Origin of the sequence: Sorangium sp. So ce367 (genome assembly GCF_051520455.1) — a bacterium.
Lineage (GTDB): Bacteria > Myxococcota_A > Polyangia > Polyangiales > Polyangiaceae > Sorangium > Sorangium cellulosum_B.
Genome location: NZ_CP150334.1, coordinates 11426141 through 11447596, shown reverse-complemented (window position 1 = coordinate 11447596; position 21456 = coordinate 11426141). Strand labels below are relative to the sequence as shown.

Annotated in this window: 15 protein-coding genes; 6 read left to right on the top strand and 9 right to left on the bottom strand. The window is 72.1% G+C overall.

What is annotated here, in order from left to right:
- Positions 1-393: 393 nt before the first annotated feature.
- Complete coding sequence (locus WME97_RS43435) at positions 394-2715, bottom strand: SdrD B-like domain-containing protein (protein ID WP_437546735.1); 2322 nt, start codon at positions 2713-2715, stop codon at positions 394-396.
- Between the two features lie 929 nt (positions 2716-3644).
- Between WME97_RS43435 and WME97_RS43430 the strand changes: the two genes are divergently transcribed.
- From WME97_RS43430 to WME97_RS43420, 3 genes are all read left to right on the top strand, one after another.
- Positions 3645-5069 (top strand): hypothetical protein, encoded by a 1425-nt coding sequence (locus WME97_RS43430; RefSeq protein ID WP_437546733.1) that lies wholly within the window; start codon positions 3645-3647, stop codon positions 5067-5069.
- A 212-nt stretch (positions 5070-5281) separates the two neighbouring features.
- On the top strand, positions 5282-7279 hold the full coding sequence (locus WME97_RS43425) for a zinc-ribbon domain-containing protein (protein ID WP_437546731.1): 1998 nt from the start codon (positions 5282-5284) through the stop codon (positions 7277-7279).
- Between the two features lie 726 nt (positions 7280-8005).
- Positions 8006-9004, top strand: a complete 999-nt coding sequence (locus tag WME97_RS43420; protein WP_437546729.1) for an Rpn family recombination-promoting nuclease/putative transposase — start codon at positions 8006-8008, stop codon at positions 9002-9004.
- Positions 9005-9019: 15 nt separating this feature from the next.
- Here WME97_RS43420 and WME97_RS43415 read toward each other — a convergent pair whose 3' ends face one another.
- A complete protein-coding gene (locus WME97_RS43415; protein WP_437546727.1) occupies positions 9020-10567 on the bottom strand; it encodes a DUF3344 domain-containing protein in 1548 nt (515 codons plus the stop codon).
- 179 nt (positions 10568-10746) lie between these two features.
- Positions 10747-12579, bottom strand: coding sequence for an OmpA family protein (locus WME97_RS43410; RefSeq protein ID WP_437546725.1), 1833 nt, complete (start codon positions 12577-12579; stop codon positions 10747-10749).
- A gap of 635 nt (positions 12580-13214) precedes the next feature.
- Between WME97_RS43410 and WME97_RS43405 the strand changes: the two genes are divergently transcribed.
- Complete coding sequence (locus WME97_RS43405; RefSeq protein WP_272102011.1) at positions 13215-13763, top strand: HD domain-containing protein; 549 nt, start codon at positions 13215-13217, stop codon at positions 13761-13763.
- A gap of 443 nt (positions 13764-14206) precedes the next feature.
- A complete protein-coding gene (locus WME97_RS43400) occupies positions 14207-14593 on the top strand; it encodes an SPW repeat domain-containing protein (protein ID WP_437546723.1) in 387 nt (128 codons plus the stop codon).
- Positions 14594-14609: 16 nt separating this feature from the next.
- On the opposite strand, the gene WME97_RS43395 is transcribed toward WME97_RS43400, so the two are convergent.
- The 6 genes from WME97_RS43395 to WME97_RS43370 all read right to left on the bottom strand — a co-directional run bounded on the left by WME97_RS43395 (position 14610) and on the right by WME97_RS43370 (position 19747).
- The gene (locus WME97_RS43395) at positions 14610-15812 is read right to left on the bottom strand and encodes an exo-beta-N-acetylmuramidase NamZ family protein (RefSeq protein ID WP_437546721.1); all 1203 of its coding nucleotides are present in this window, start codon (positions 15810-15812) and stop codon (positions 14610-14612) included.
- A gap of 79 nt (positions 15813-15891) precedes the next feature.
- The gene (truA, locus tag WME97_RS43390) at positions 15892-16776 is read right to left on the bottom strand and encodes a tRNA pseudouridine(38-40) synthase TruA (protein ID WP_437546720.1); all 885 of its coding nucleotides are present in this window, start codon (positions 16774-16776) and stop codon (positions 15892-15894) included.
- 19 nt (positions 16777-16795) lie between these two features.
- A complete protein-coding gene (locus WME97_RS43385) occupies positions 16796-17215 on the bottom strand; it encodes a hypothetical protein (protein WP_437546718.1) in 420 nt (139 codons plus the stop codon).
- Positions 17216-17225: 10 nt separating this feature from the next.
- Positions 17226-17768 (bottom strand): AgmX/PglI C-terminal domain-containing protein, encoded by a 543-nt coding sequence (locus WME97_RS43380; RefSeq protein WP_437546716.1) that lies wholly within the window; start codon positions 17766-17768, stop codon positions 17226-17228.
- A 253-nt stretch (positions 17769-18021) separates the two neighbouring features.
- Positions 18022-18567, bottom strand: coding sequence for a 16S rRNA (guanine(966)-N(2))-methyltransferase RsmD (gene rsmD / locus WME97_RS43375; protein ID WP_437546715.1), 546 nt, complete (start codon positions 18565-18567; stop codon positions 18022-18024).
- A 37-nt stretch (positions 18568-18604) separates the two neighbouring features.
- Positions 18605-19747 (bottom strand): hypothetical protein, encoded by a 1143-nt coding sequence (locus tag WME97_RS43370; protein ID WP_437546713.1) that lies wholly within the window; start codon positions 19745-19747, stop codon positions 18605-18607.
- Positions 19748-20028: 281 nt separating this feature from the next.
- On the opposite strand from WME97_RS43370, the gene WME97_RS43365 reads away from it, so the two are divergent.
- Positions 20029-21456, top strand: coding sequence for a phosphomannomutase/phosphoglucomutase (locus tag WME97_RS43365; protein WP_437546711.1), 1428 nt, complete (start codon positions 20029-20031; stop codon positions 21454-21456).

Genomic DNA, 21456 nt, shown 5'->3' with positions numbered 1-21456 from the left:
GTCGTTGGACCGTCTACCGCGGTCCTCGGAGCTCAGCCCCGCAGGATTTGCAGCGCCCGTGCCATGCTGTCCTGTCTTGCGGTGGAGCGGTCTCGACGGGCTCGACCCCGCTCGTTGTCGGGGCGCTGTTCGAGGCGTAGGCGGCGCCTGCAGGGGCCCCCCTTCGGGGCGGCAGGGGCAATTTGTCGCGCGAGGGGCAGAACACGCCCATGCGGGGGTGTGGGGGTGTCCGCGGGCGTCGAGATACGTTCCGTCCTGAGTACGAGGCGGCCCCCCTGCTAGGGGTGAGGAGGGCGACGGCGGAGGGGAGGGGAGGGGCTGGGCCAGCTACCGCGGCTCTCCAGGCTGGTCGCCTGGAGCGGGCGCTGGCCCGGGGGCGCTCGCGTCTACGTCTCAGCGGCCGCAGCCGCGGTGATGGTCGCGATCGTTGCGGTTGTCCTCGCAGTCAAGGTCGTCGCGGTGGGGGGCGCAGAGATAGCCGTTGTTGTACTTGTCGAGCATCTCGGACAGCGGCTTGCCGGTCACCCACGGCGCGTTCCTGCCGCAGTTGTCCTTCACGTTGCTGCCGAGCGGGTACTTCTTGAGCCAGGCGTCGGCCTTGGCGATGGTGTCCTCGATGCAGCTCGACCGGTTGCCGATACCGACGTTGAGCTTGGCGACGATGAGGTGCTTCGCGATGATGTACGTGACGTCGCCTCGCGTCGGACGGCTGATGATGTCGAGGAGCTGGGACTTCGTATAGGTCTTGCCGCCGATGGTCAGCTTCGTGATCTTCCAGGCGCTCGGGTGGTTCTTCCAGTAGCCGGGGGAGCCGGTGCCGGGGGAGGAGCACTTGCAGACGCCGCAGTCGGCCGCGCAGCTCGAGCAGTTCTCGACGCCCGCCTTGCAGACCCCGTCGCCGCAGACCGGCGGGCAGGCGCCGCAGTCGGCCGCGCAGCTCGAGCAGGTCTCGCCGGCCTCGCAGACGCCGCTGCCGCAGACCGGCGGGCAGACGCCGACGTCGCTCGGGCACTCGAGGCAGTTCTCGCCGGCCTCGATGACGCCGTTGCCGCAGACCGCGGGGCAAGCGCCGCAGTCGCCGGTGCAGTTCGAGCAGTCCTCGCCGTTCTCGCAGACGTTGTTGCCGCAGACCGCGGGGCAGGCGCCGCAGTCGTCCGCGCAGGTGCCGCAGTCCTCGCCGGCCTCGCAGGTGCCGTTGCCGCAGACCGGCGGGCAGGCGCCGCAGTCGTCCGCGCAGGTGCTGCAGCTCTCGCTGGCGTCGCAGGTGCCGTCGCCGCAGACCGGCGGGCAGACGTCGCAGTCGGCGCTGCAGCTCCCGCAGTCCTCGCCGGCCTCGCAGGTGCCGTTGCCGCAGACCGGCGGGCAGGTGCCGCAGTCGACAGCGCAGCTGGAACAGCTCTCGTCACCGCCGCAGACGCCGTTGCCGCAGGAGAGCTGGTAACCGAAGTCCGCGTCGAGCAGGTCCTGTGCCCAGCCGAGCGAGACCACGCCCACGTTGTCGAGCCCGCCATCGGGGTCGGCCGTCGGCTCCTGTCCGGCGAGCGGACCGCTCGCCATGAAGTTGTCGGGCGTGACGACCACCGAGTAGGTGCCCGCCGGGAGCGTGTCGAAGAGGTAGAAGCCGGGCTGGCCGGTGTAGGGGCTCGTGCCGGTGATCGTGAAGTCGACAAGCTGGGCCCCCTGGAACAGCTCGACACGGACGCCGTTGACGCCGAGCTCGCCGGTCTCCGGCTCGTAGAGCCCGTCGGCGTCGCTGTCGAGCCACACCGTGTCGCCGATCGACGAGTACGTCACGTAGCCGAAGTCGGCGTTGGCGATGTTCTCACCCGCGTCGAGGGACACGCCGAGCGGCTCGTCGTCGCTGGTCAGGATGTGGCCGAGCGGGAGCGTCGCGTCGTCGACGTCGACGACGTAACAGCCTGCCTCGAGCTCGGTGAAGCGGTAGACGCCGTTCGCGCCGGTCACGGTACTCTGGAGCGCGGCGCCGTCGGCGACGCCGTCGCAGTTCGCGTCGCCGAAGAGGTCGACGACGACGTCAGAGATGCCGAGCTCGGAGACGTCCTCGATGCCGTCCGCGTTGGCGTCGAACCACACCTTGTCGCCGATCGAGCCCTTCGGCGCCGTGTAACAGACCTCGAGGAGAGGCCGGTAAGACACATCGGTGTGGGCGCTGCCCTTGTACGACGTCTTCCCGCTGGCGCCCTCCTCGAGGAGGATCCCGTGGCTCGGCGCCGTCCCGTCCACCCAGTCCTGGACGATCCCGGTGAGATCGACCGAGCTCCACCCGGTGACGTTGGGCACGAACGAGGTGAGCGCGGCGGGGTCCATGCCGCCGAAGTTGTTCCACGTGACGAGCTCCTCGCTCCAGGGGGCGAGCACCTGGTGGACGTACACGGTCTGCGCGGTGCTCGTGTACGTCTGGGCGTAGAACGTGGCCGACGTGACGAGAGAGCCGGCGGGGATGGGGCTCAGATCGAAGCGGAACAGGGCGCGCTTCTCTCCGACCGAGCTGGAGTACCCGGTGTTGACCTCGAACGGGGTCGGGACGTGGTAGCTCGGGGCGAGGCTCCAGATCTCGGCGTTGTAGACATCCCCCAGGACACCCCGCTTGATCACGGTGCACGTGGGGGACGGAGCGGTCGTGTTGGCGAGGCTGGTGGCGGTGATGAACAGCGTGGCGAGCGCGACAGAAGATGCGATTGCAAACTGCTTCATTGGTAGCTCCTCGAGGTCCTCACGGGTGAACCATTGCTGGAGCGTCATCCGGATAGCAGGCACCATGACTCACGGGTCAGGCGAGGTCGGTTTCGCGGGCTCCGGTCGGAATGAGCCCCCACGGGCTGATCAGGATCGGATCAAGTACGCGGGTGCTTGTGCTTCGATCGGAGAGCGGATGCGCAAGGTAACAGTGTGTAAGTTAGCAACTCAGGGATGGAGATGTCCAGATCTTTTTGGCGGCAGGCGCGAGAAAAGCATTGAGTTGCACGGTGACAATTTTGGGTCGTGCGGTGACGCTTTTTGGCTGCTTGCGTCTACTAACGTCTGCTTACGGTTCGCGGAGCCGAGCGCAGTCTGGCGCATCGAGTTCGATGGCCAGATCACTCGCCAGCTCGACGGTCGGTGCGCGTGCGCAGCTCGCGGTCCGCTGGGGGCGCGCTGGGCGTTCGGCGGCGTGCGGCGACCCTCAGCAGCCCTCTCCGACCCTTCGCAGGGGTCGAGGGACGAGCAGGATCGGATCAGGTACGCGGGAGTGCCTGACGAGATTTGATGCAGAATGCGCACGGGACCATTTTTCAATGTAACGAACCTTTACTTTTCCTGTCTAGATCCTTTTTCGCGGCGTGAGCATTTTGTACGGCTCTTGGTCTTGCGCGCTCTCGCACGCTCTCGGGCGCTGGTGAGGATGGCCCCGGGCGGTTGCGCGTAAGGCGTTGCTCGTCGCATCGCAGGCGCACGCGCGCCGGTGACCTGCGCCTCGGGCCTGCGGGGCCCCGCCGCCCTGGACGCGGTGGCGGAACGAGCGGACCGCGTCGCCGCTCGCTGCGGTCTGGCACCTCGCGCACCTCGCGCCGCACGGCACCGCGCGGGCGGCGCTCCGAGCCTGCCGGCTGCCGCCCGCGCGCGGGCGCTGCTACGGTTCGCCTGTGCGACGCCAGCTGCTCGCCTCGTCGGCCCCGCTCCACGCGCTTCGCCTTGCGTCGCTCGCGTCGCTCGCGTCCATTGCCCTCGCCGTCGCCATCCCCCGCGCGGGCGCCGCGCAGGACCTGCCGACGCTGAGCGGGTCCTGGACCGCGAGCGCCCTCACGGAACAGTGGTCGGTCTCCGCCTGGGGGCAGGCGTGCGGGCCAAGGCCTCGCCCGCAGGGCGCCCCGGGCGGCGCCGTGCAGATCCAGCAGCACGGCTCGGAGCTCTCGATCTCGGGCGCCGGACGGTCGTGGAGCACCGCCGAATGCTGGGAGCAGATGCCCGGGCTCGCGCGGAGCAAGCACTCGGCGTCTGGCAACGCGCGCTCCTGGCAGACCCGCTGCACGACGCCGGCCAGCGATCCCCGCCGCGCCGTGGTCACCACCACGACCCAGGCGACCGACGCCAGCATCAACATGGTGGAGACGGGGCAGTACCAGTTCATCATCCAGGACACGACCTGCAGCGCGTCCGTCACGAGGACGCGGTCCTACACGCTCGTCCGGCGCGAGGGCGAAGCGCCCCCGGCGGCGAGCGCCCCGCCGCCGGTGGCGAGCGCTCCGCCGCCGGTCGTGAGCGCTCCGTCCGCGGCGCCCGCCGCAGCCGAGAAGAAGCCCGCGGCCTCGCGCTCCTGCGACGCCCCCGGCGAGCCGGCGCGCCTCGAGGTCACGCCGTCGCGCAAGCTCATGCGGCCGGGCGAACGCTTTCAGTTCCGCGCGCTGGTCATGGATGCGGAGGGGTGCGCGCTCCCGACGAGGCCCACGTGGTCGATCGCGCCGGGGCCGCTCGCGTCCGCCGCGACGGTCGACGCGACAGGCGCCCTCTCGCTCGGGGCCGGCGCGGGCGAGGGGGCGCTCGGCCTCGTCGCGTCCGTCGCCGGCAAGGGGGTGACCGTCGCGATCGAGGTGACGAGCCCCGATCGTTACGACGCGCTCCTCGCGGCGAGCGGGCTCAACGAGGCCGGCGAGAGCGAGCAGGCGGCCGTCGTGGTGATCGCGGCCGGCACCATCGGCGGGCGCACGACCTCGGGCGAGGACCTGGGACGCCAGCGCAAGAACCTGTTCGTGGCCATCGTGGGCGGGGTCGCGGCCTGCCTCGGATTTGCCGGGTTGATCCTGCTCCGCCGAGGCCGCCGGCGGACAGGAGACGAAGTGGAAGGCCCGGCCTCCACGGCCGGCGCCGCCGGCGAGCGCGACAGCGCAGGCGCCGAGGGCGCGCCGGCGCCCTCGGGGGCCTCGCTCGCGGGCGCCGCAGGGGCAGCCGCGGCGCCGGTCCGGCCGACGCTGCGGGCTCGTGGAAAGATCTGCCCAACCTGCGGCGACCGCTATCCGAGCGAGGCGATGTTCTGCGGGAAGGACGGCACCCAGCTGCTGCTGCTCAATTGATCGCGCCACACTGCGCGCGCTGCGCGAGGACGTGGACGCGCGCTGCGTCATCACGCGGCGCTGCGCCGGCGGCGATCATAAAAGAAGTCGCCGCCTTGATCGGCCTCGCGCCGTCCCGCTATTCTGCGTCGACCGACCGGGCCGCGTGATCGTGCGCGTGTGTGGTCGTTGAACCCATGCCCGCATGCCGGAACGGGAAGGGCGCCAGTCGCATGAAGATTACGTGTGAGTCGTGCCAGGCCAAGTACACGATTGCCGACGAGAAAGTCGCCGGCAAGACGGTCAAGATCAAATGCAAGAAGTGCAACCACTCGATGGTGGTCCACGGCGCGAATGAGGCTGCCCCGGCCGCACCGCAGGACGCGACCGTGGACCAGCAGGGCGACCTGTCGGATGACGCCGAGGCGAAGCTCGACGTGGGCGGCGCGCCCGCGGCGGCGGCGCCCGACACGTGGACCGTCAACGTCGCGGAGGGCGACGAGCGGACCATGACGACCGCCGAGCTCGTGGCCGAGTACGCGCGCGGAGGCCTGAGCAACGACACGTACGTGTGGAAGGACGGGATGGGCGACTGGCTGCCGATCGCCAGCGTCCCGGAGCTCAAGGAGCGATTCTCCTCACAGGAAGACGCGGCGCCCGCGCCTGCAGCAGCCGTCGCCGCGGCGGCGCCCGCTGCCGCGGCGCCCGCGATCGCGACGCCCATGCCCGCTGCCGCTGCGCCCGCTGCCGCGGCCGTCCCTGCTGCAGCTGCACCGGCGGCCGCAGCGGCGCCTCCGCCCGCAGCGGTCTCTGCGCCGGCCGCCGCGGCGGCGCCTGCGGCTGCAGCTGCGCCGGTCCCCACGGCTCCGGCGCCTGCTGGGCTCAGGTTCGGGCCCGAGGGGACCGTGGTCATGAAGGACTCGCGGCGCGCCCTGAACCAAGCGGGGGCCGCGACCCCGGCGCCTGCAGCCGTCGCATCGGCGAAGGTCCCGGAAGCTGCGGCGCCGGCGAGTCCAGCGGCCGCGGCGAGTCCAGCGGCTGCGGCGCCGGCGAGCCCAGCGGCCGCGGCGCCGGCCCCAGGCGGCGCACCGGCGCCAGCGGCCGCGCGTCGCGCGGCCCGGGGGGCCGCGGTCGACGTCTTCAGCGCCGCGGAGCGCGCCGAGGACCCCGCCGCGTCCGCCCCGTCCGCCCCGCCGCCAGGCCTCGATCGCCAGGTGGGCGAGCGCAACGAGAACTCGGTCCTCTTCTCGCTCTCGGCGCTCACCGCGACCGAGAACGCGGCGGCGGCCAAGCAGAAGGAAGAAGACGAGCTCCCGTCGGGCCGGCGTCCCTCGAACCGCCCCTCGAAGAACAACGGTCGAGCCGGCTATGACGACCTGCTGAACCTCGGCGGCGGCCCCATCGCCTCCGCGCCGATGCTCGCGCCGCCGCCGTTGCTGGCGCCGGTGACGGACTCGCGGCCGCCTCCCTCGATGTCGCTTCCGTCCAAGGCGTCGGTGCCGCCCGCGTCGCTTGCGTCGCTCTCGTCGCTCTCTCCGCTCACGGCGCCGGAGGCCTCGACCAAGAAGGGCCGCACCGGTCTGATCGCGGCCGCGATCGCCGCGGTCGTGCTGATTGGCGGCGTCGCCTTCTTCTTCATGCAGTCGCCGACGCCGGAGGCGTCGACGGCCACGCCGGAGCAGGCGAACACCGCCCCCGCCGAGGTGCCGAGCCCTGCGCAGACGGCGGCGCCGGCGCCGACGCCTGCCGAGACCGCTGCGGCCGCAACGCCGTCCACGGCGGAGACAGCGGCGCCGTCCGCGGAGCCCACCGCCAGCGCCGAGGCCCCGAGCGCCGCGACGCCTGCCGCCGCGACGCCCGCCGCCGCGACGCCCGCCGCGGCGGAGAAGCCGGCGTCCGCGCCCGCTGCCGCGGCGGAGAAGCCGGCGGCATCGAAGCCGGAGCCGGCGGCGTCCGGAGGCGCCGAGTTCAACCGTGGCGCCGCGAGCTCGGCGCTCGGCGCGGCCGCTGGCTCCGCCAAGAGCTGCAAGAAGGCCGGCGGACCGACCGGGACCGGCAGGGTCAAGGTCACCTTCGCGCCGAGCGGCAGCGTCACGTCGGCCGAAGTCCAGGGGGCGCCCTTCGCCGGGACCAGCGTCGGCGGCTGCGTCGCCAGGCTGTTCCGCAGCGCGCGGGTGCCTGCCTTCGGCGGGGGCTCGGTCACCGTCAGCAAGTCCTTCACCATCAACTGAGCGCGGCACGGGCGCGGACGCGCCCGCGAGAGGCTCTCGCGGCGCTGGAGGGCTTCCTTCAGGCGCGAGGGCCCCGCGGCAGCGGGCCGAGGGCTCGTGACGTGGGCAGAGCCTGCGGTGCGTGCCGGGAGGCTTCTGACGCGCGCTCCAAGGTCTCTGCCAGCGGCGCGGTACGGTCTCCGATGCGCGCCCGGAGCTCCCGTCTCATCGGGGAAGAGGAGACGACATGGCGGTGCTCGTGACCAGGGCAGAGCGGCTCGGGCGGGCAGCCACGGTGCCGTCCAGGGGGACGGTCCCCGGGCATGGCGAGCAAAGCGCCTGTTCAGCGCAATCCCAAATCACTCGGCAGATATCCCCGTAATTCATGGGTGGCGCCACGTCGCCTGTGCGCGGCGCCTTCGGGGGCACTCGATGACACCCACTTCTTCTTGTTGGCCTGCGGGACGGCAACGTTGTCCTGAGGCAACCGAGCCAGGTTGCGCCAGCAGCACGGGCGCGCGGGAGGGACGATTGTGAGACGAGATGGCTTGTATTGTCGTAATTGGGCGATACCGCTGAATGTCATCTCATGAATCGTATCCAGAAATAGATTTCTTTTTCATGGCCAATCTGTCTGCGGCTTGCTAGCGAATCGGTCTCAGAGACGGCGCGCCGCCGTGACCAGCGGGAGATGTGTGAGCTCGGCGAGCTCGCAGCCAAGGTGCGCGCCGGCAGCGGTGGTGAACGATGACGCCTACCCCTCATGACGCTCTGTTCAAGTCCACGTTTGGACAGCCGGAGCACGCGGCGGGGGCGCTGCGCCAGGCGCTGCCTGCCGCCCTGGCGGCCCGCATCGACTTCGCGTCGCTGGCGTTACAACCTGGCAGCTTCATCGATGAGGCGCTCGCCGCGAGCCATAGCGATCTGCTCTTCACCGCCAGGCTGAAGCGAGCGTCGCTGTTCGTCTACGTGCTCTTCGAGCACCAGAGCACGACGCACCCGCTGATGGCGTTTCGTCTGCTCACGTACATGGTGCGGATCTGGCAAGGTTACCTGGAGCGCCACCCGAAGGCGACGCTCCTCCCGGCCATCCTGCCGGTGGTGCTGCATCACAGCGCGGGTGGCTGGAGCGCGGCGGTTTCGTTCCAGGATCTGCTGGAGGTGCCGCCGGAAACGCTGGCGCTGATGGCCGAGTATGTGCCGCAGTTCCGGTTCGTGCTGGACGACATCAGCCAGGAGACGGACGAGGCGCTACGCGCGCGGGCGATGACGGCGCTGGGCCGGCTGGTGCTGTGGTGCTTCCGGCATGCGCGCGATCCCGAGGAGCTCGTGGAGCGCCTGTCGGCGTGGCGCGACGTGGTCCAGGAGGTGCGTCGGGCGCCTGACGGAGGGGCTGCGCTCGTGCGCGTGTGGCGGTATATTTTGAGCATCGCCGACCCGCGCGAGCCCGACAAACTGCTGCCGAGGCTGCTCGTGGCGGCGGGACCGGATGCCGAGGAGGAAATCGTGACCATCGCAGATTATCTTCGCGAGGAGGGGCGCCGGGAGGGCCGGCTGGCGGGTGAGCGAGAGGGCCGGCTCGAGGGGCAGCGGAGCACGTTGCTGAAGCAGCTCCGTCTGCGCTTCGGCGAGCTGCCGGAGCCGATCGAGGCGCGCATCCGCGCCGCCGACGCCGCGCAGATCGAAGGCTGGACCGAGCGTGTGCTCACCGCGCCCACGCTCGACGACGCGCTGACCGAGCGCTGACGCGGCGGTGATCGTCTACCCCCTGCGCCGCCGGCAGAGCAGACCGGCCAGCGCGAGCCCCGCGAGCCAGCCGGCGCTCCCATCCCGGCCTCGCGGGCTGGCCGCGCAGGGGCCGAGCATGCCGCTGCCGGCCGCGTAGAACGACTCCGGCACCACGGCGACTTCGGTCGGCGGCGCGCCCGGGGCGTCGCCGTTGCCGTCGGTCGGATCGTCGCTGACCGGCGCGCCGAACGCGCCCGCCGCGGCGATCTTCGCCTGGTTCTTGATGAGGTCCGGCGCGTCCGCGTCGACCGTCACCTCGAAGCGCACGGTGACGCTGCCGTCGACAGGGATGCTCCCGCCCTTCGCGCCGTCCGCCCCATCCCCGAGCCAGAACCTGATGGTCCGCGTCGCGGGATCGTACTCCCCGAGGTCGTCGCCGGGCGCGTCCGTCTGGGGACCGGCGTTCGGTCCATCGACGATCGACAGCGAGCCAGGGACGAACGTCACCCCGGCAGGCAGCGCGTCCGTCAGCACCGCGCCCACGGCCTCGTCATTGCCCGTGTTCGTCGCCGTGATGCGGTATTCGACGGCGTCCCCGCGGTAGGTCGGCAGCCCGCCGAGATCCGTGGCCACCTTGCTCGATTTGCTGAAATCAGGGCCATAGTTGGAGATCGACGTCACCCACCCCGCGAGGAAATAGAGCTCGTCCCTGCTCGTGGCGACGAGCGTGGCCCGATCGTCCCCCGGCTTGAGCTTCGCGCTGACATCCACGATGTCGATGTCGACCCCCGACATGCTCTGAGGCGTGCCCGGGATCCTCGGGAGATCACCCTCCACCGACACCGGCTTTCCGAGCGCCGAACGGGTGCTGTTGAAGAAGTTGTCCGCGGGATTCAGCTCGTCGCTCAGCGCCTCCGCCAGATCGGGCTTCCCCGGGTTCTTGGGGTTGAAGAACACGCTGTCCCCGGTGTTCGAGTTGTCGCCCTCGAACGCGACGATGCCCAGCTTCGCCACGAAGCCGGCGTCGGGCACCTTGAAGCCCGAGAGCTCGACCTGCTGCCATCCCACGTCGGAGACCCGGTCGAGCCCGTCGAACAGCGCGAGGTTGCGCATGGGCGATCTCGGCGCCTCGTAGAACACCACCATCCACCACGCCACGAAGACAACGTCGTCGTCGCTGTCCCTCACGTCGACGACGTCCACGCCGCCCACCCGGTAGGCCCCGGCGCCGCTCTCCTTCACGATCGAGGTGATGTCGGCGACGGACTGGTAGTTGTGCGACTCGTTGGGCTTCCCCTGGTTGATCACCGTCTCGACCGAGTCGATGGCGGTCACCGTCCCGTCGTAGCCGGCCGCGTGGTGGAGCTCCACCTCCGGATCGGCGCCGGCGGTGTTGCGCGCGGCCCAGTACAGGAACGCGTGGGTCACCGTCGCCCCCTCGGGCAGCGTCAGCACCGCGGTCGTGCGCGCCATCTCCGGGGTGATATCGAGGCTCGCCTCCGCTCTGCCGTCAGCTGGCGAGTCGGACCTCCAGAAGAGATCGGGCCCCGACTCGACGGTCGACTGGCCGCATGCGCCCATCGTGCCCTCCGTGGGCCTCGGCGTCGCGGAGCGGCACTCCTGCCCGATCGAGCTCCCGATGAGGGCGAAGTCGCCCTGCTGATCGACCTGTATACGCAGCTTGGGCTCGGCCGTCGCGCTGGCGGTCGTGAGCCCGATCAGCGTGAGGGACGCGAGCCCCGTGATGCTCAACTGCTTTCTCATCGATCCTCTCCGGTCTCATCAGCCTGCGGCTTGTACGCGGCCTTCTTGATGATGTTGAACTGGACGCGTCGGTTCCGCTGCCTCCCGGCCTCCGTCGCGTTGTCGTCGATGGGCTGCTCCCGGCCGTAGCCCTGGGCCGTCAGCCGCGTCGAGTCGATGCCGCGGCGGACCAGCGCCGCCATGACGGAGTTGGCGCGGTTCTGCGACAGGATCCTGTTGTGCTCCACCGTGCCCCGGTTGTCGGTGTGACCCTGGATCTCGATGAGCACGATCTCCGGGTGCTCCTTCAGCACCTCGGCGACCTCGTCGAGCAGCGGATCGCTCACCGGCTTGATGGTGGCCTTGTTCGTGTCGAACTGCACCTGCTGGAGGATCACCACGTGCTTCTCGGTCACGCGCACCGCCTTCGGGCAGCCGTGCTTCTCCGGGTCCGGATCCGCGAAGCCCTTCTCCCTCGGGCAGGCGTCCGTGTCGTCGCGGAACGTGTCGCCGTCGGTGTCGCGCGGGCAGCCGTTCTTCGCCGGGTCCTTCGAGCGGAGCCCCTTGACGTCGGGGCACGCGTCCTCGGCGTCGGCCACGCCGTCGTCGTCCCGGTCCGGCGGGCAGCCGTTCTTCTTCGGGTCGTCGCTGCGCACGCCGGCGACGACGGGGCAGGCGTCCTCGGCGTCGACGATGCCGTCGGCGTCGCGGTCCGGCGGCGGCGGGCAGCCGTTCTTCTTCGGGTCGTCGCTGCGCACGCCGGCGACGACGGGGCAGGCGTCCTCGGCGTCGACGATGCCGTCGGCGTCGCGGTCCGGCGGCGGCGGGCAGCCGTTCTTCTTCGGATCGCCGCTGCGCACGCCCGGCACGCTCGGGCACGCGTCCTCGGGGTCGCCGATGCCGTCCCTGTCCAGGTCGGTCGGCTGCTCCGGCGTGAAGGCGGCCATCGCGACGGCGCGCACGTCCGGCGTCCCGATCCCCGAGGTGATCCCCGGCCCGACGCCGATGCCCGCCTCCATGAAGGGCAGGAATCGATACCTCGCGTCGAGGAGGAGCTCCGCGTTGGTCGAGCGACTGCTGACGTCCTCGAGCACCATCGCGGCGCTGAGCTCCGGCCCGACCTGGAGCCGGCCGTCCAGCGCGAGGAACCCGACGCCGCCGCCCAGCGTGAGCATCGTCCCCTGCGCCACGCCGCCGAACGACTGGGAGCGCCGGACCTCGGTGCCCAGCGCGGTCGACCAGACGAGCCGATCCATGCGGCCGCCGGCCGCGACGTACGGCATCGCCCGGACGCTCCCGTCGCTCACGAACGAGTCGTCCGCGCCGGTCGGCAACCAGAGGTAGGCGCCGACGGCGAGCTGGAACGGGTCATGGTACGCGCCATGGATCTGAAAGCGCGCGCCGAGCCGCACGTCGCCGAGCGCCGCGCCGCTCGGCGACGGGAACTGCTGGCCGCCGCCGCTCGGGCTGTCCCCGGACTGCAGCGCGGTGAGCGGCGCATCGAGGTCGACGCTCAGCTTGTTCCAGAGCGGGAGCGACGCGCCCAGGTGGAACGTGAGCTGATCGCTGACGACCGCGCCGATCTCGGCGCCGTCGCGCTCGCGCCGCAGGACCAGCGGGTTGCTCGCGTAATCGGCGAGCAGCATCACATGCGGTGTGAGGTGCCCTGCCACGAACGGCGACGGCACGCTGAACATGCGGTCCCCGGCCGGCGCCGGCACGAAGCGGCTCAGGGCCATGCCCCCGGGGTTGACCGGCGCGTCCTGCCCGTACGCGGGCGCGGGAAGGAGAGAGGCAACGACGAGGGCGGCCAGCGCGGCGGCAAGCGAACGGAGAGGCCAAAGTCTCATGAGGTGGCACCCTGCATCGGCGGGTTTCGCATGACGATATAAGACGCTGTCGCGGACGAGTATACAGGTCGGCAAGTGCGGAGTCTTGAGCAACGAGCGACGTCGTCCGCATGTTCGTAGGACTTGCGCGCACCTCCCCGGACCATTCCCCGGCCATTCCCCGACCATTCCGCTCCACCCCCAGCGCATTCCCCGATCCGCTGAACGAACGAGAGGCGATCGCGCGCAGGCGGCGCGCGCTTCATCGCAGCGACGCCGCCGCGAGCGGGCCGTGCCGCGCCGGCGAAGTCGACCTCGTCGAAGAGCGGATATCCCGCGCTGCCCGCCGGACGACTGAAAGAGAAGGACCGTCGAGCCGCAGAGAGGGCCGGGAGAGCCCCTGTCGCCGCGGCGGCGCGCCGCACACCTCGCCCGGCGCGCCCCTCGCGGCGCCTGCCCGCCGCGCAGCGAGCGCGCTCGGCGCACGCCGCTCACCGAGCTCGTGGCACGCCGGGCGCTCGAACCGGCGCGGCCTTCGAGGGCGCGCCTCGAACGGCGCGGGGTCCGATCCGGACGGAGGACCTGCTGGACGGCACAGGGGGCGCTCGGGCGCCTGCGCTCTGGACGCCGAGCGGCTATGGTGGCGGGACATCGCGATGGGCACCCTCCTCAAGCGCGCGCTCGACCAGGCGGCGGTCTGGCATCGAGCCCAGAAGCGCAAGTATCCGAACGCCGACGTCCCCTACATCAGCCACCTCGCCGGCGTGGCGGTCCTGCTCGCGCGCCACGGCTTCGACGACGAGGTCGTCGCGGCCGGCGCGCTGCACGACGCCATGGAGGACCAGGGCGTCACGTTCGACGAGCTGAGCCAGCGCTTCGGCGATCGCGTCGCCACGCTCGTCCGCCACGTGACCGAGCAGGACAGGGCGCTGCCCTGGGAAGACCGCAAGCGGCTCTATCTCGAGGCGTTCCCGAAGAAGCCCTGGGAAGCGCAGGCGATCACGCTGGCTGACAAGATAGACAACTTCCAGTCGATCATCGTCTGCGCGCGAGAGCACGGCGATCCGTGGTCGATGTTCAAGCGCGGCAGGGACATGCAGATCGCGAGGTTCGAAGAGCTGCGCGCGATGTGCCGCGGCCTGCCGCCGCACCCGCTGCTCGACGAGTACGGGGCCGTGCTCGACGAGCTCCTGTCGACGGGCTGAGCGCCGGATCCGCGGGGGGGCTCGGCGACGCGCTCCGGGGCCTCGGGCTCGGCGGCGAGCGGAGCTCCGCCCGCGGCCAGGAGATCCTGGAGACCGAGGCCTCGGAGACACGGTGTGTCTCGAACGTGCACGAGGTGACGGCGACGCGCGCCGGACTCCGGAGAGGCCCTCTCGGGGCTGCGCGCTCGGCGAGAGCGAGCGTGAAGGGCCCAGCGCTCCCGTGAGCCACCCTGCCCCGCTCCGTGCCGGATCGGGTTCACTCGCGCCCTCCGCTCCCTTCCTGTGAGCACGACGAGCACCCCTCCTGCCCGTCCCGGGCGAGCGACAACCACGCTGATCCTGGCCGGCGCTGCGTTCCGGAGCGGCCGGGGCGCGCGCGCCGACAGCCGCTCACCGGCACATGCGATGCACCGGCTGAGGGGAGCTCCTCCAAGGAGGCACCGATGAAGCTTCTATCTCCCCGCCACCATGGATACGTCGATTACGCGGTCGTCGTCCTGCTCGCGCTCGCGCCGCTCGCGCTCCGCCTCGATCCGGTGCCCACGGCGGTCTGCTACGTCGCCGCCGTGGCGCACCTCGTCGTGACGCTGCTGTCCGATCAGCCGCTCGGCGCGGCCAGGATGATCCCGTTTTCGGTGCACGGCGCGCTGGAGACCTCCCTCGCCGCCGCGCTCCTCGCGTCGCCCTGGCTGTTCGGGTTCTCCGCCGATCTCCCGGCGCGGACCTTCTTCGTGGTCACCGGGCTCGCGCTCGTGCTCGTCGCCCTCACCACGAGGTACTCGACCGGCGCCGCCTCCCGGCAGGAGCCGTACGACCGCTACGATCGCTGAGCCGCGCGGGCGGCGCTCAGCAGGCGGAGACGGCCGCCTGCGCCTCCCGCATCACCTCGGGCCAGGCCGGATCCGCGCGCGACACCTCCATGGCGATCGCCAGCGGATCCTCGCCGGCCTCGATGGCGAGGCGCGCGGCAGCGGAGCCGGTGAGCAGATCGAAGGCCGGGATCGTGTCGACGTACTCGTACCGCTCGGTGCGGAAGCGGAACTGCTCCGGCTGCTGCCTGCAGGCGAACGCGATGAGCGCGACGTACGTCGCGACCGGGAGGAAGGCGCGCGGATCGGTGACGTGGATCTGGACGCCGCCGCAGATCTTGCCGGCGTGCTTCTGGAAGGTGGGCCGGAAGGTGAGCGGCCGCGCGACGAAGCCCGGCAGCGCCGTGGACGCGAGGCGCGCGGCGAGATCGCGGCCGTCGAGCCAGGGGGCGCCCACGATCTCGAACGGGCGCGTCGTGCCGCGGCCCTCCGACAGGTTCGTCCCCTCCAGCAGGCAGCCGCCCGGGTAGACGAGCGCGGTGTCCGCCGTCGGCATGTTGGGCGACGGCAAGACGAACGGGCGATCCCACCCGGACGCGAGCGCCTCCCGGCGATGACCCTCGACCGCCACGACCTGCAGCCCACAGGCGACGTCGCCGAGCGGGATGCCCTCGCGCCGCGCGAAGAGCGCGACCAGCTCGCCCACCGTGAGCGAGTGGCGGATGGGCACCGGCTCCAGGCCCACGAACGACAGGAACCCCGGCGCCTGCGTCGCGCCCTCGACGCTCTCCGCCGCGCCCCCGAGGGGGTTCGGCCGGTCGAGCAGCACGACGTGCACGCCCGCCGCGTGGGCCGCCCGCAGCGCGAGGAGCGCCGTCCAGACGAACGTGTAGTACCGCGCGCCGACGTCGGCGAGATCGATGAGGAGCACGTCGATCTGCGCGAGATCCGCCGCGGAAGGCGAGAGATCCTCGAAGCTCTCGCCGTACAGGCTGACGATGCCCGCGCCGGAGCGCGCGTCGACGCTGCTCATCACCGTCGCCATGTCCTGCGCCTCGCCGCCATAGCCGTGCTCCGGGCCGAAGAAGAGGCGCGGGCGCAGGCGGAGGCGCTCGAGGACGAAGGCGATGTGGGTCAGCTCGCGATCGACGCTCGCCGGGTGCGCAAGCACCCCCAGGCGAGTCGAACGGAGGCGCTGGAGCTGCGGAAGATCCGGGAGGCGGTCCAGTCCGACGTGCACGTTGCTGTGCTACCAAGGCGAGCGCGGGCCGTCCATGCGTCCGCGGTGGATTCTGTGTGACGCGCGGCGACGGGCGGCGTCACTCCTCGGGGGCGCGCTCCGCCGGCGCGTCGAGGTCCACCGGCGCGGCGTCGTCCCCGTCCCCCGAGCTTCCGTCGGAAGGCCCCGCCGGCCAGGCCTCCTGCCCGTCGTCGCGCAGGTGGATGCGCTCGAGGTAGAGCCCGTCCGGCGGCGCCGTGATCCCTGCGTCGCGCCGGTCCAGCGACGAGAGAGCGCGCGCGATCGCGCCGGGCGCGAGGTGGCCGCGCGCCACGTCCATCAAGGTGCCGACCAGGATGCGCACCATGTTGTGCAAAAAAGCGTTCCCCTCGACGTCGATCCGCACGACGCGCGGGTCCGCGGGATCGAGCGACAGCTCGACGCCGTACAGCGTCCGCACCGTGGTCGTCCGCTCGTCCGCGCTCGTCCGGAACGCGGCGAAGTCGTGGGTGCCCTTCGCGGCGAGCGCCTCGGCGCGCGCCCGCTCGATCGCCTCGTCCGTGATGCCCTCGACCCGCCAGGCGCGACGGCTGAGGAAAGGGTCTCGGACCAGATCCCGGAGCACCAGGTAGCGGTAGCGCTTGCGGAGGCTCTCGAAGCGCGGCGAGAACCCGAGGCGCACCACGGCCGCGCGCCGGATCACGATCTCGTCCGGGAGGTGGCGCGCGGTCGCGAGGACCCAGCCGCGCGTCGGCAGCGGCGCCGTCGTGTCGAAGGCGACCCGCTGGTCGCGCGCGTGGACGCCCGCGTCGGTGCGGCTCGCGCCGCGGATCTCGCGGATGCCGGGGTCGATGACCCGCAGCGCGCCGAGCAGCTCTCCCGAGACCGTGCGCTGGTCGCGCTGGCGAGCGAAACCCGCGAACGGGCGCCCGTCGTAGGCGACCGAGAGCAGGATCCCCCGGCTCGAAGCGGCGCTCCTCGCCACGGCGCGATCGACGCGCGGCCTAGCCGCCGCTCCCCCCGGCGCCGCCCGCGCCGCCCGCACCACCCGAGCCGCCCGCACCACCCGAGCCGCCGCTTCCCCCGTCGCCGTCCGAGCCGCCGTCGCCGTCCGAGCCGCCGTCGCCGCCCGTGCTGGCCGAGGAGGTCCGCGACGCATACCCCTTGACGCACTCCAGGTTGACGAGGCCCTCCGCGTTCTTGCAGCACTCCTCAGGGGCCGCCAGCTGGCCGTTCACCACGCAGGACGGGAGCTGATAACAACCGGCAGGATCGTTCTCGATTCCCTGGTCGGCATCGAGGTTGTTGTCGCAGAGCGCCGTGGTCCCTTCATCGACGTGGCACGCGGCGCTCTGCAGGACGAGCGGCGCGAGCGCGAGCGCGAGGAGGAGCAAGCTGGCCATCCGGGGGGGGAGCGTTCGCATCGGCTGCTTCCTATTGCTTGATGGTGAAGTTGATCGGAACGTTCACCACGACGCATCCGCTCTGCGGCGGAGGCAGTGATTTGCCGCGGAAACGTCCCAGGACGCAAGACGCAATCTCGCCCGAGCCCACCGTGTCGTTGAGGATCGAGGCGCTGCACACCGCGCCGGTGGAGGCCACCTGCACGCTCACCGTCAGCTTGCCGGAGACCTCCGAGGTGCGCAGCGCGCGGTTATAACAACCCTGCGCCGAGCGAGCGAGCCCCAGGACGGCGGAGTCGAGCGCGGGCGAGGTCGCGCCGTCGCCGCACTTGCCGGAGCAAGGCGACTTGCCGGTGGTGGCCGGGCCCTGCCCCGACGCGACCTTGCCGGCGTCCACGCCGGCGTCCTCGACCTCCTCGACGGGCGGCGGCGGCGGGGGCGCGAACAGCGGCGGAGGCTCCGCGGGCTTCGTCTCGGCGGGGACAGCGGCGGTCGGTGCGGCAGGCGGCGCGGCCGGCTCCGGGCGAAGCTTCCAGTAGAGCAGGCCCGCCATGAGCGCAGCAAGGACGACCATTCCTGCGATGTAAGGCCCAGGGCCGCCGGATTTTCCCGGGATCTGCTGGGACGACGGAGGCATCGATGCGGACACGTTGAGAAGTCCTCCCGGAGAGACGCGCGAGGTCCGGCCGCTTCGGCGGGACCGTCGTGCGCCGGAGCCGAGACGCGGGCGCGTCCGGCGGGGGCGAGTCTACAAGGGCGGGCAGGGAAGCGCGCCAGGAAACTGGATGCGCCCCGGATGAACGCGACAGCGCCGCGCGCAGGCGGCTTCAGCGCGTGTAGAACGACACCGCGGTGTCACCGTAGGCGCGGCTCGCGGCGCAGGTGAGCCCGGCGATCTCCGGGGAGGGATCGCGGCGCGCGTGCTCGAGGACGAGGCGCCCTTCCGGGGCGAGCAAGCCGAGCGGGCCGGCGAGGCGCGCGGCCGCGGCGGCGGCCTTGGCCAGGACGGCGTAGGGCGGATCGAGCAGGGCGAGGTCGAAGGGGCCCTCGTCGCGGAGCAGATCGAGCGCGCGCTCGACGGGGAGCGGGACGACCCGCGCCGCCTCGTCGAGGCCGAGCGCGGCGAGGTTCTCGCGGAGCACGGCGAGCGCGGGGCGGCCGCTCTCGACGAAGACCGCGCGCCGCGCGCCGCGCGAGAGCGCCTCGATGCCGAGCGCGCCGGTGCCGGCGTACAGGTCGCAGACGAGCGCGCCGGTGACGTCGCCGAGCGAGGAGAAGAGCGCCTCGCGCACGCGGTCCGCCGTCGGCCGCGTGCCCTCGCCGCGCGGCGCGGCGAGCCTCCGCCCGCCGAGCCGGCCGGCGATCACCCGCACGGTCGTCCCCCCGTCACCGCGGGCAGCGAGGCAGAGCTCACCAGCGGTACGTCACGTCGACGCCGCCGCCGCCGAGGCCGACGCTGGGCTGCACGCTCCAGCCGGCGCGCTCCGCGCGCTGGCCGTCGCTCGTCACGAGCAGGTACGCGCCGACGCCCGCGGACGCCACCGCCAGCGGGTAGAAGACGTACTGGAGCGCCATGAACGTGTCGGCCTTCTCGCAGAGCTCGATGCCCTTGCGGGCGGTCTTCGCGTCGGCGGTGAAGTCGTCCTGGATGGCCCTGCGGTTCTCGAGTGCGCAGACGTCCTCGACGTTCTCCGTGAACAGCCCTCGGTAGGCCACATACCGCGCGTCGCTCTGGATGCTCGCGACCTGGACGGAGCTGATGACGGCGACGGAGCCGAACACCGCGCCCGCGCCGAGGCCGATGAACCCGCCCATGCGCTTCCAGTTGGTCTGCGTCGATTCGGCTGGCATCTGGCTGAGCGCGACGTCCGTCGTGGCGACGGGCAGGACCACGACCGACGCCTGGGAGTCGAGGAAGCCGGCCGACTTCACGCGCACGTCGTGCGGCCCGGCCGTGACCGTGAAGGTCGCCTCGCCGTTGTGCACGTTGCCGGCGGGCTTTCCGTCGATGAAGACGCTTGCCTGCGCGGCGCCCGTCCTCACGCGGAGAGCCCCGCTCGGCGGCCCGCCGGTCAGCTTCGCGATCGCTTCCGCGGCGATCTTGCGGAGCGGCTCGTCGTTGGCCTCGGTGAGGTTCGCGCTGTACTTCACCGGCACGCTCGATTCGGGCTTGCCGCGGGTCCAGAGGTGCAGCTCGCCCTCGACCTCGGTGTCGCTCTTGCGGAGCATGCCCCAGATGTAGCGGTCGCTCTTGATCTGGTCGGCGATGCGGGCCTGGCAGCCCGCGTCGGGCCGATCGTCGCACTGGAGGGAGAGCGTCAGGACCTCGAGCGAGAAATCCTCCTCGCGGACCGACCACCCCGGGGCGTCCTTGATGGCGGAGCGGAGCGCCTGGGTCAGCGCGCCGGCCTGGTCGTAGGCGTCGTCTGTCCGGAGGACGACGACGGTGATCGGCAGGGCGGTGGGCGACGGCTCCGCCGCATGGGCGGCGTTGCTGCAGGCGAGGAGGGCCACCACGGCAGCGAGACCGGTCCTCTGTGCGCGCGTCATCATGTGGTCCTGGGCTCCACGCGCCCAAGTTACCCGCCCGGCGGCCAGGAACGCAATCCGTGAGCCAGCGAGGCGGCGCGGCGGCGCGATCGCGATGTCGGCGAGGCGAGGCGGCGCGATCGCGATGACGGCGCGGCGAGGCGGCGGCGAGCGCGACGACGAGCCGGCGAGCCCACGCTGCGCGGGCGGCGTTTTTCGTTTCGCCCACGATTGCGCCGTGTCAGAGCGTCCTGGGCGCCGGCCCGCCGTGCAGCGCGGGCGCCGCGTGCTCCTCTGCCTGGTCCATGAAGGTCCCCCGACACATCTTCCGCGAGTACGACATCCGCGGCGCCGCCGAGCGCGACCTCACGAGCGAGCTCGCGCGCGAGCTCGGCGCCGCGTTCGCCAGGCTCCTCGGCCGCGAGCTCGCCGCGGGGGCGCCTCCTCGCCGGGCTCGGCCGGAGGTGGCGGTCTGCCGGGACGGCCGCCTCTCGAGCGACCGGCTGTTCTCCGCCCTCACGGACGGCCTGCTCGCGGGCGGCGCCGACGTGATCTCGGCGGGGGTGGGGCCGACGCCGCTGCTCTACTTCGCGGCGCACCACCTCCACGCCGACGGCGCGATCATGATCACGGCGAGCCACAACCCGGCGCCGGACAACGGGTTCAAGCTCATGCGCGGCAAGGCCTCGTTCTTCGGCGAGGACATCCAGGCGCTCGCCGATCTCATCGAGCAGGGCGGCGCCGATGGCCGCGGCGGCGCGGCGGCGCGGGGCGCGCTCACCGAGGTCGATCTCGCGGAGGACTACATCGCGGCGGTGCGCGCCGCGGCCCGCCTGCCCGGCACCGACGTCCGCTTCGTGATCGACGCCGGCAACGGCGCGGCCGGCCCGCTGGGCGTCCGGACGCTCGAGGCGCTCGGCTTCGCGCCGGACGCGCTCTTCTGCGACATCGACGGCCTCTTTCCGAACCACCACCCGGACCCGACCGTGCCCGAGAACCTCGAGGCGCTCCGCGCCCGCGTGCTCGCGACCGGCGCCGCGCTCGGCGTCGCGTGGGACGGCGACGGCGATCGGATCGGCGTTGTCGACGAGCGCGGCGAGGTGCTCTGGGGGGACAAGCTGCTGCTCCTGTTCGCGCGCTCGCTCCTCGCGGAGCGCCCCGGCTCGGCCGTGCTCGGGGAGGTGAAGTGCTCCGAGACGCTCTACGCCGACATCGCCGCGCGCGGCGGGCGCCCCATCCTCTGGAAGACGGGCCACTCGCTCATCAAGACCAAGATGAAAGAGGAGGGCGCCCTGCTCGCCGGCGAGATGAGCGGGCACATGTTCTTCGCCGATCGGTGGTTCGGGTTTGACGACGCGATCTACGCGACGGTCCGCCTGCTCGAGATCGTCGCCCGGGCGCGGCGGCCCCTCGGCGAGCTGCTCGCCGACGTGCCGGAGACGTTCGCCACCCCCGAGATCCGCGTCGACTGCCCCGACGCCGTGAAGTTCGAGGTCGTCCGCCGCGTGACCGAGCACTTCCGCCGCGCCCGTCCGGTCGTGGACATCGACGGCGCGCGCATCGACTTCGGCGGCGGGGCCTGGGGCCTCTGCCGCGCCTCCAACACCGGCCCGATCCTGGTGCTGCGGTTCGAGGGGCGGTCCGTCGCGGACCGCGACGCGGCCCGCGCCGAGGTCGAGGCCGTCGTCACCGCCGCCGTCCGCGACGCCGTCGCCGCCGCCCCGCTCCCGTGA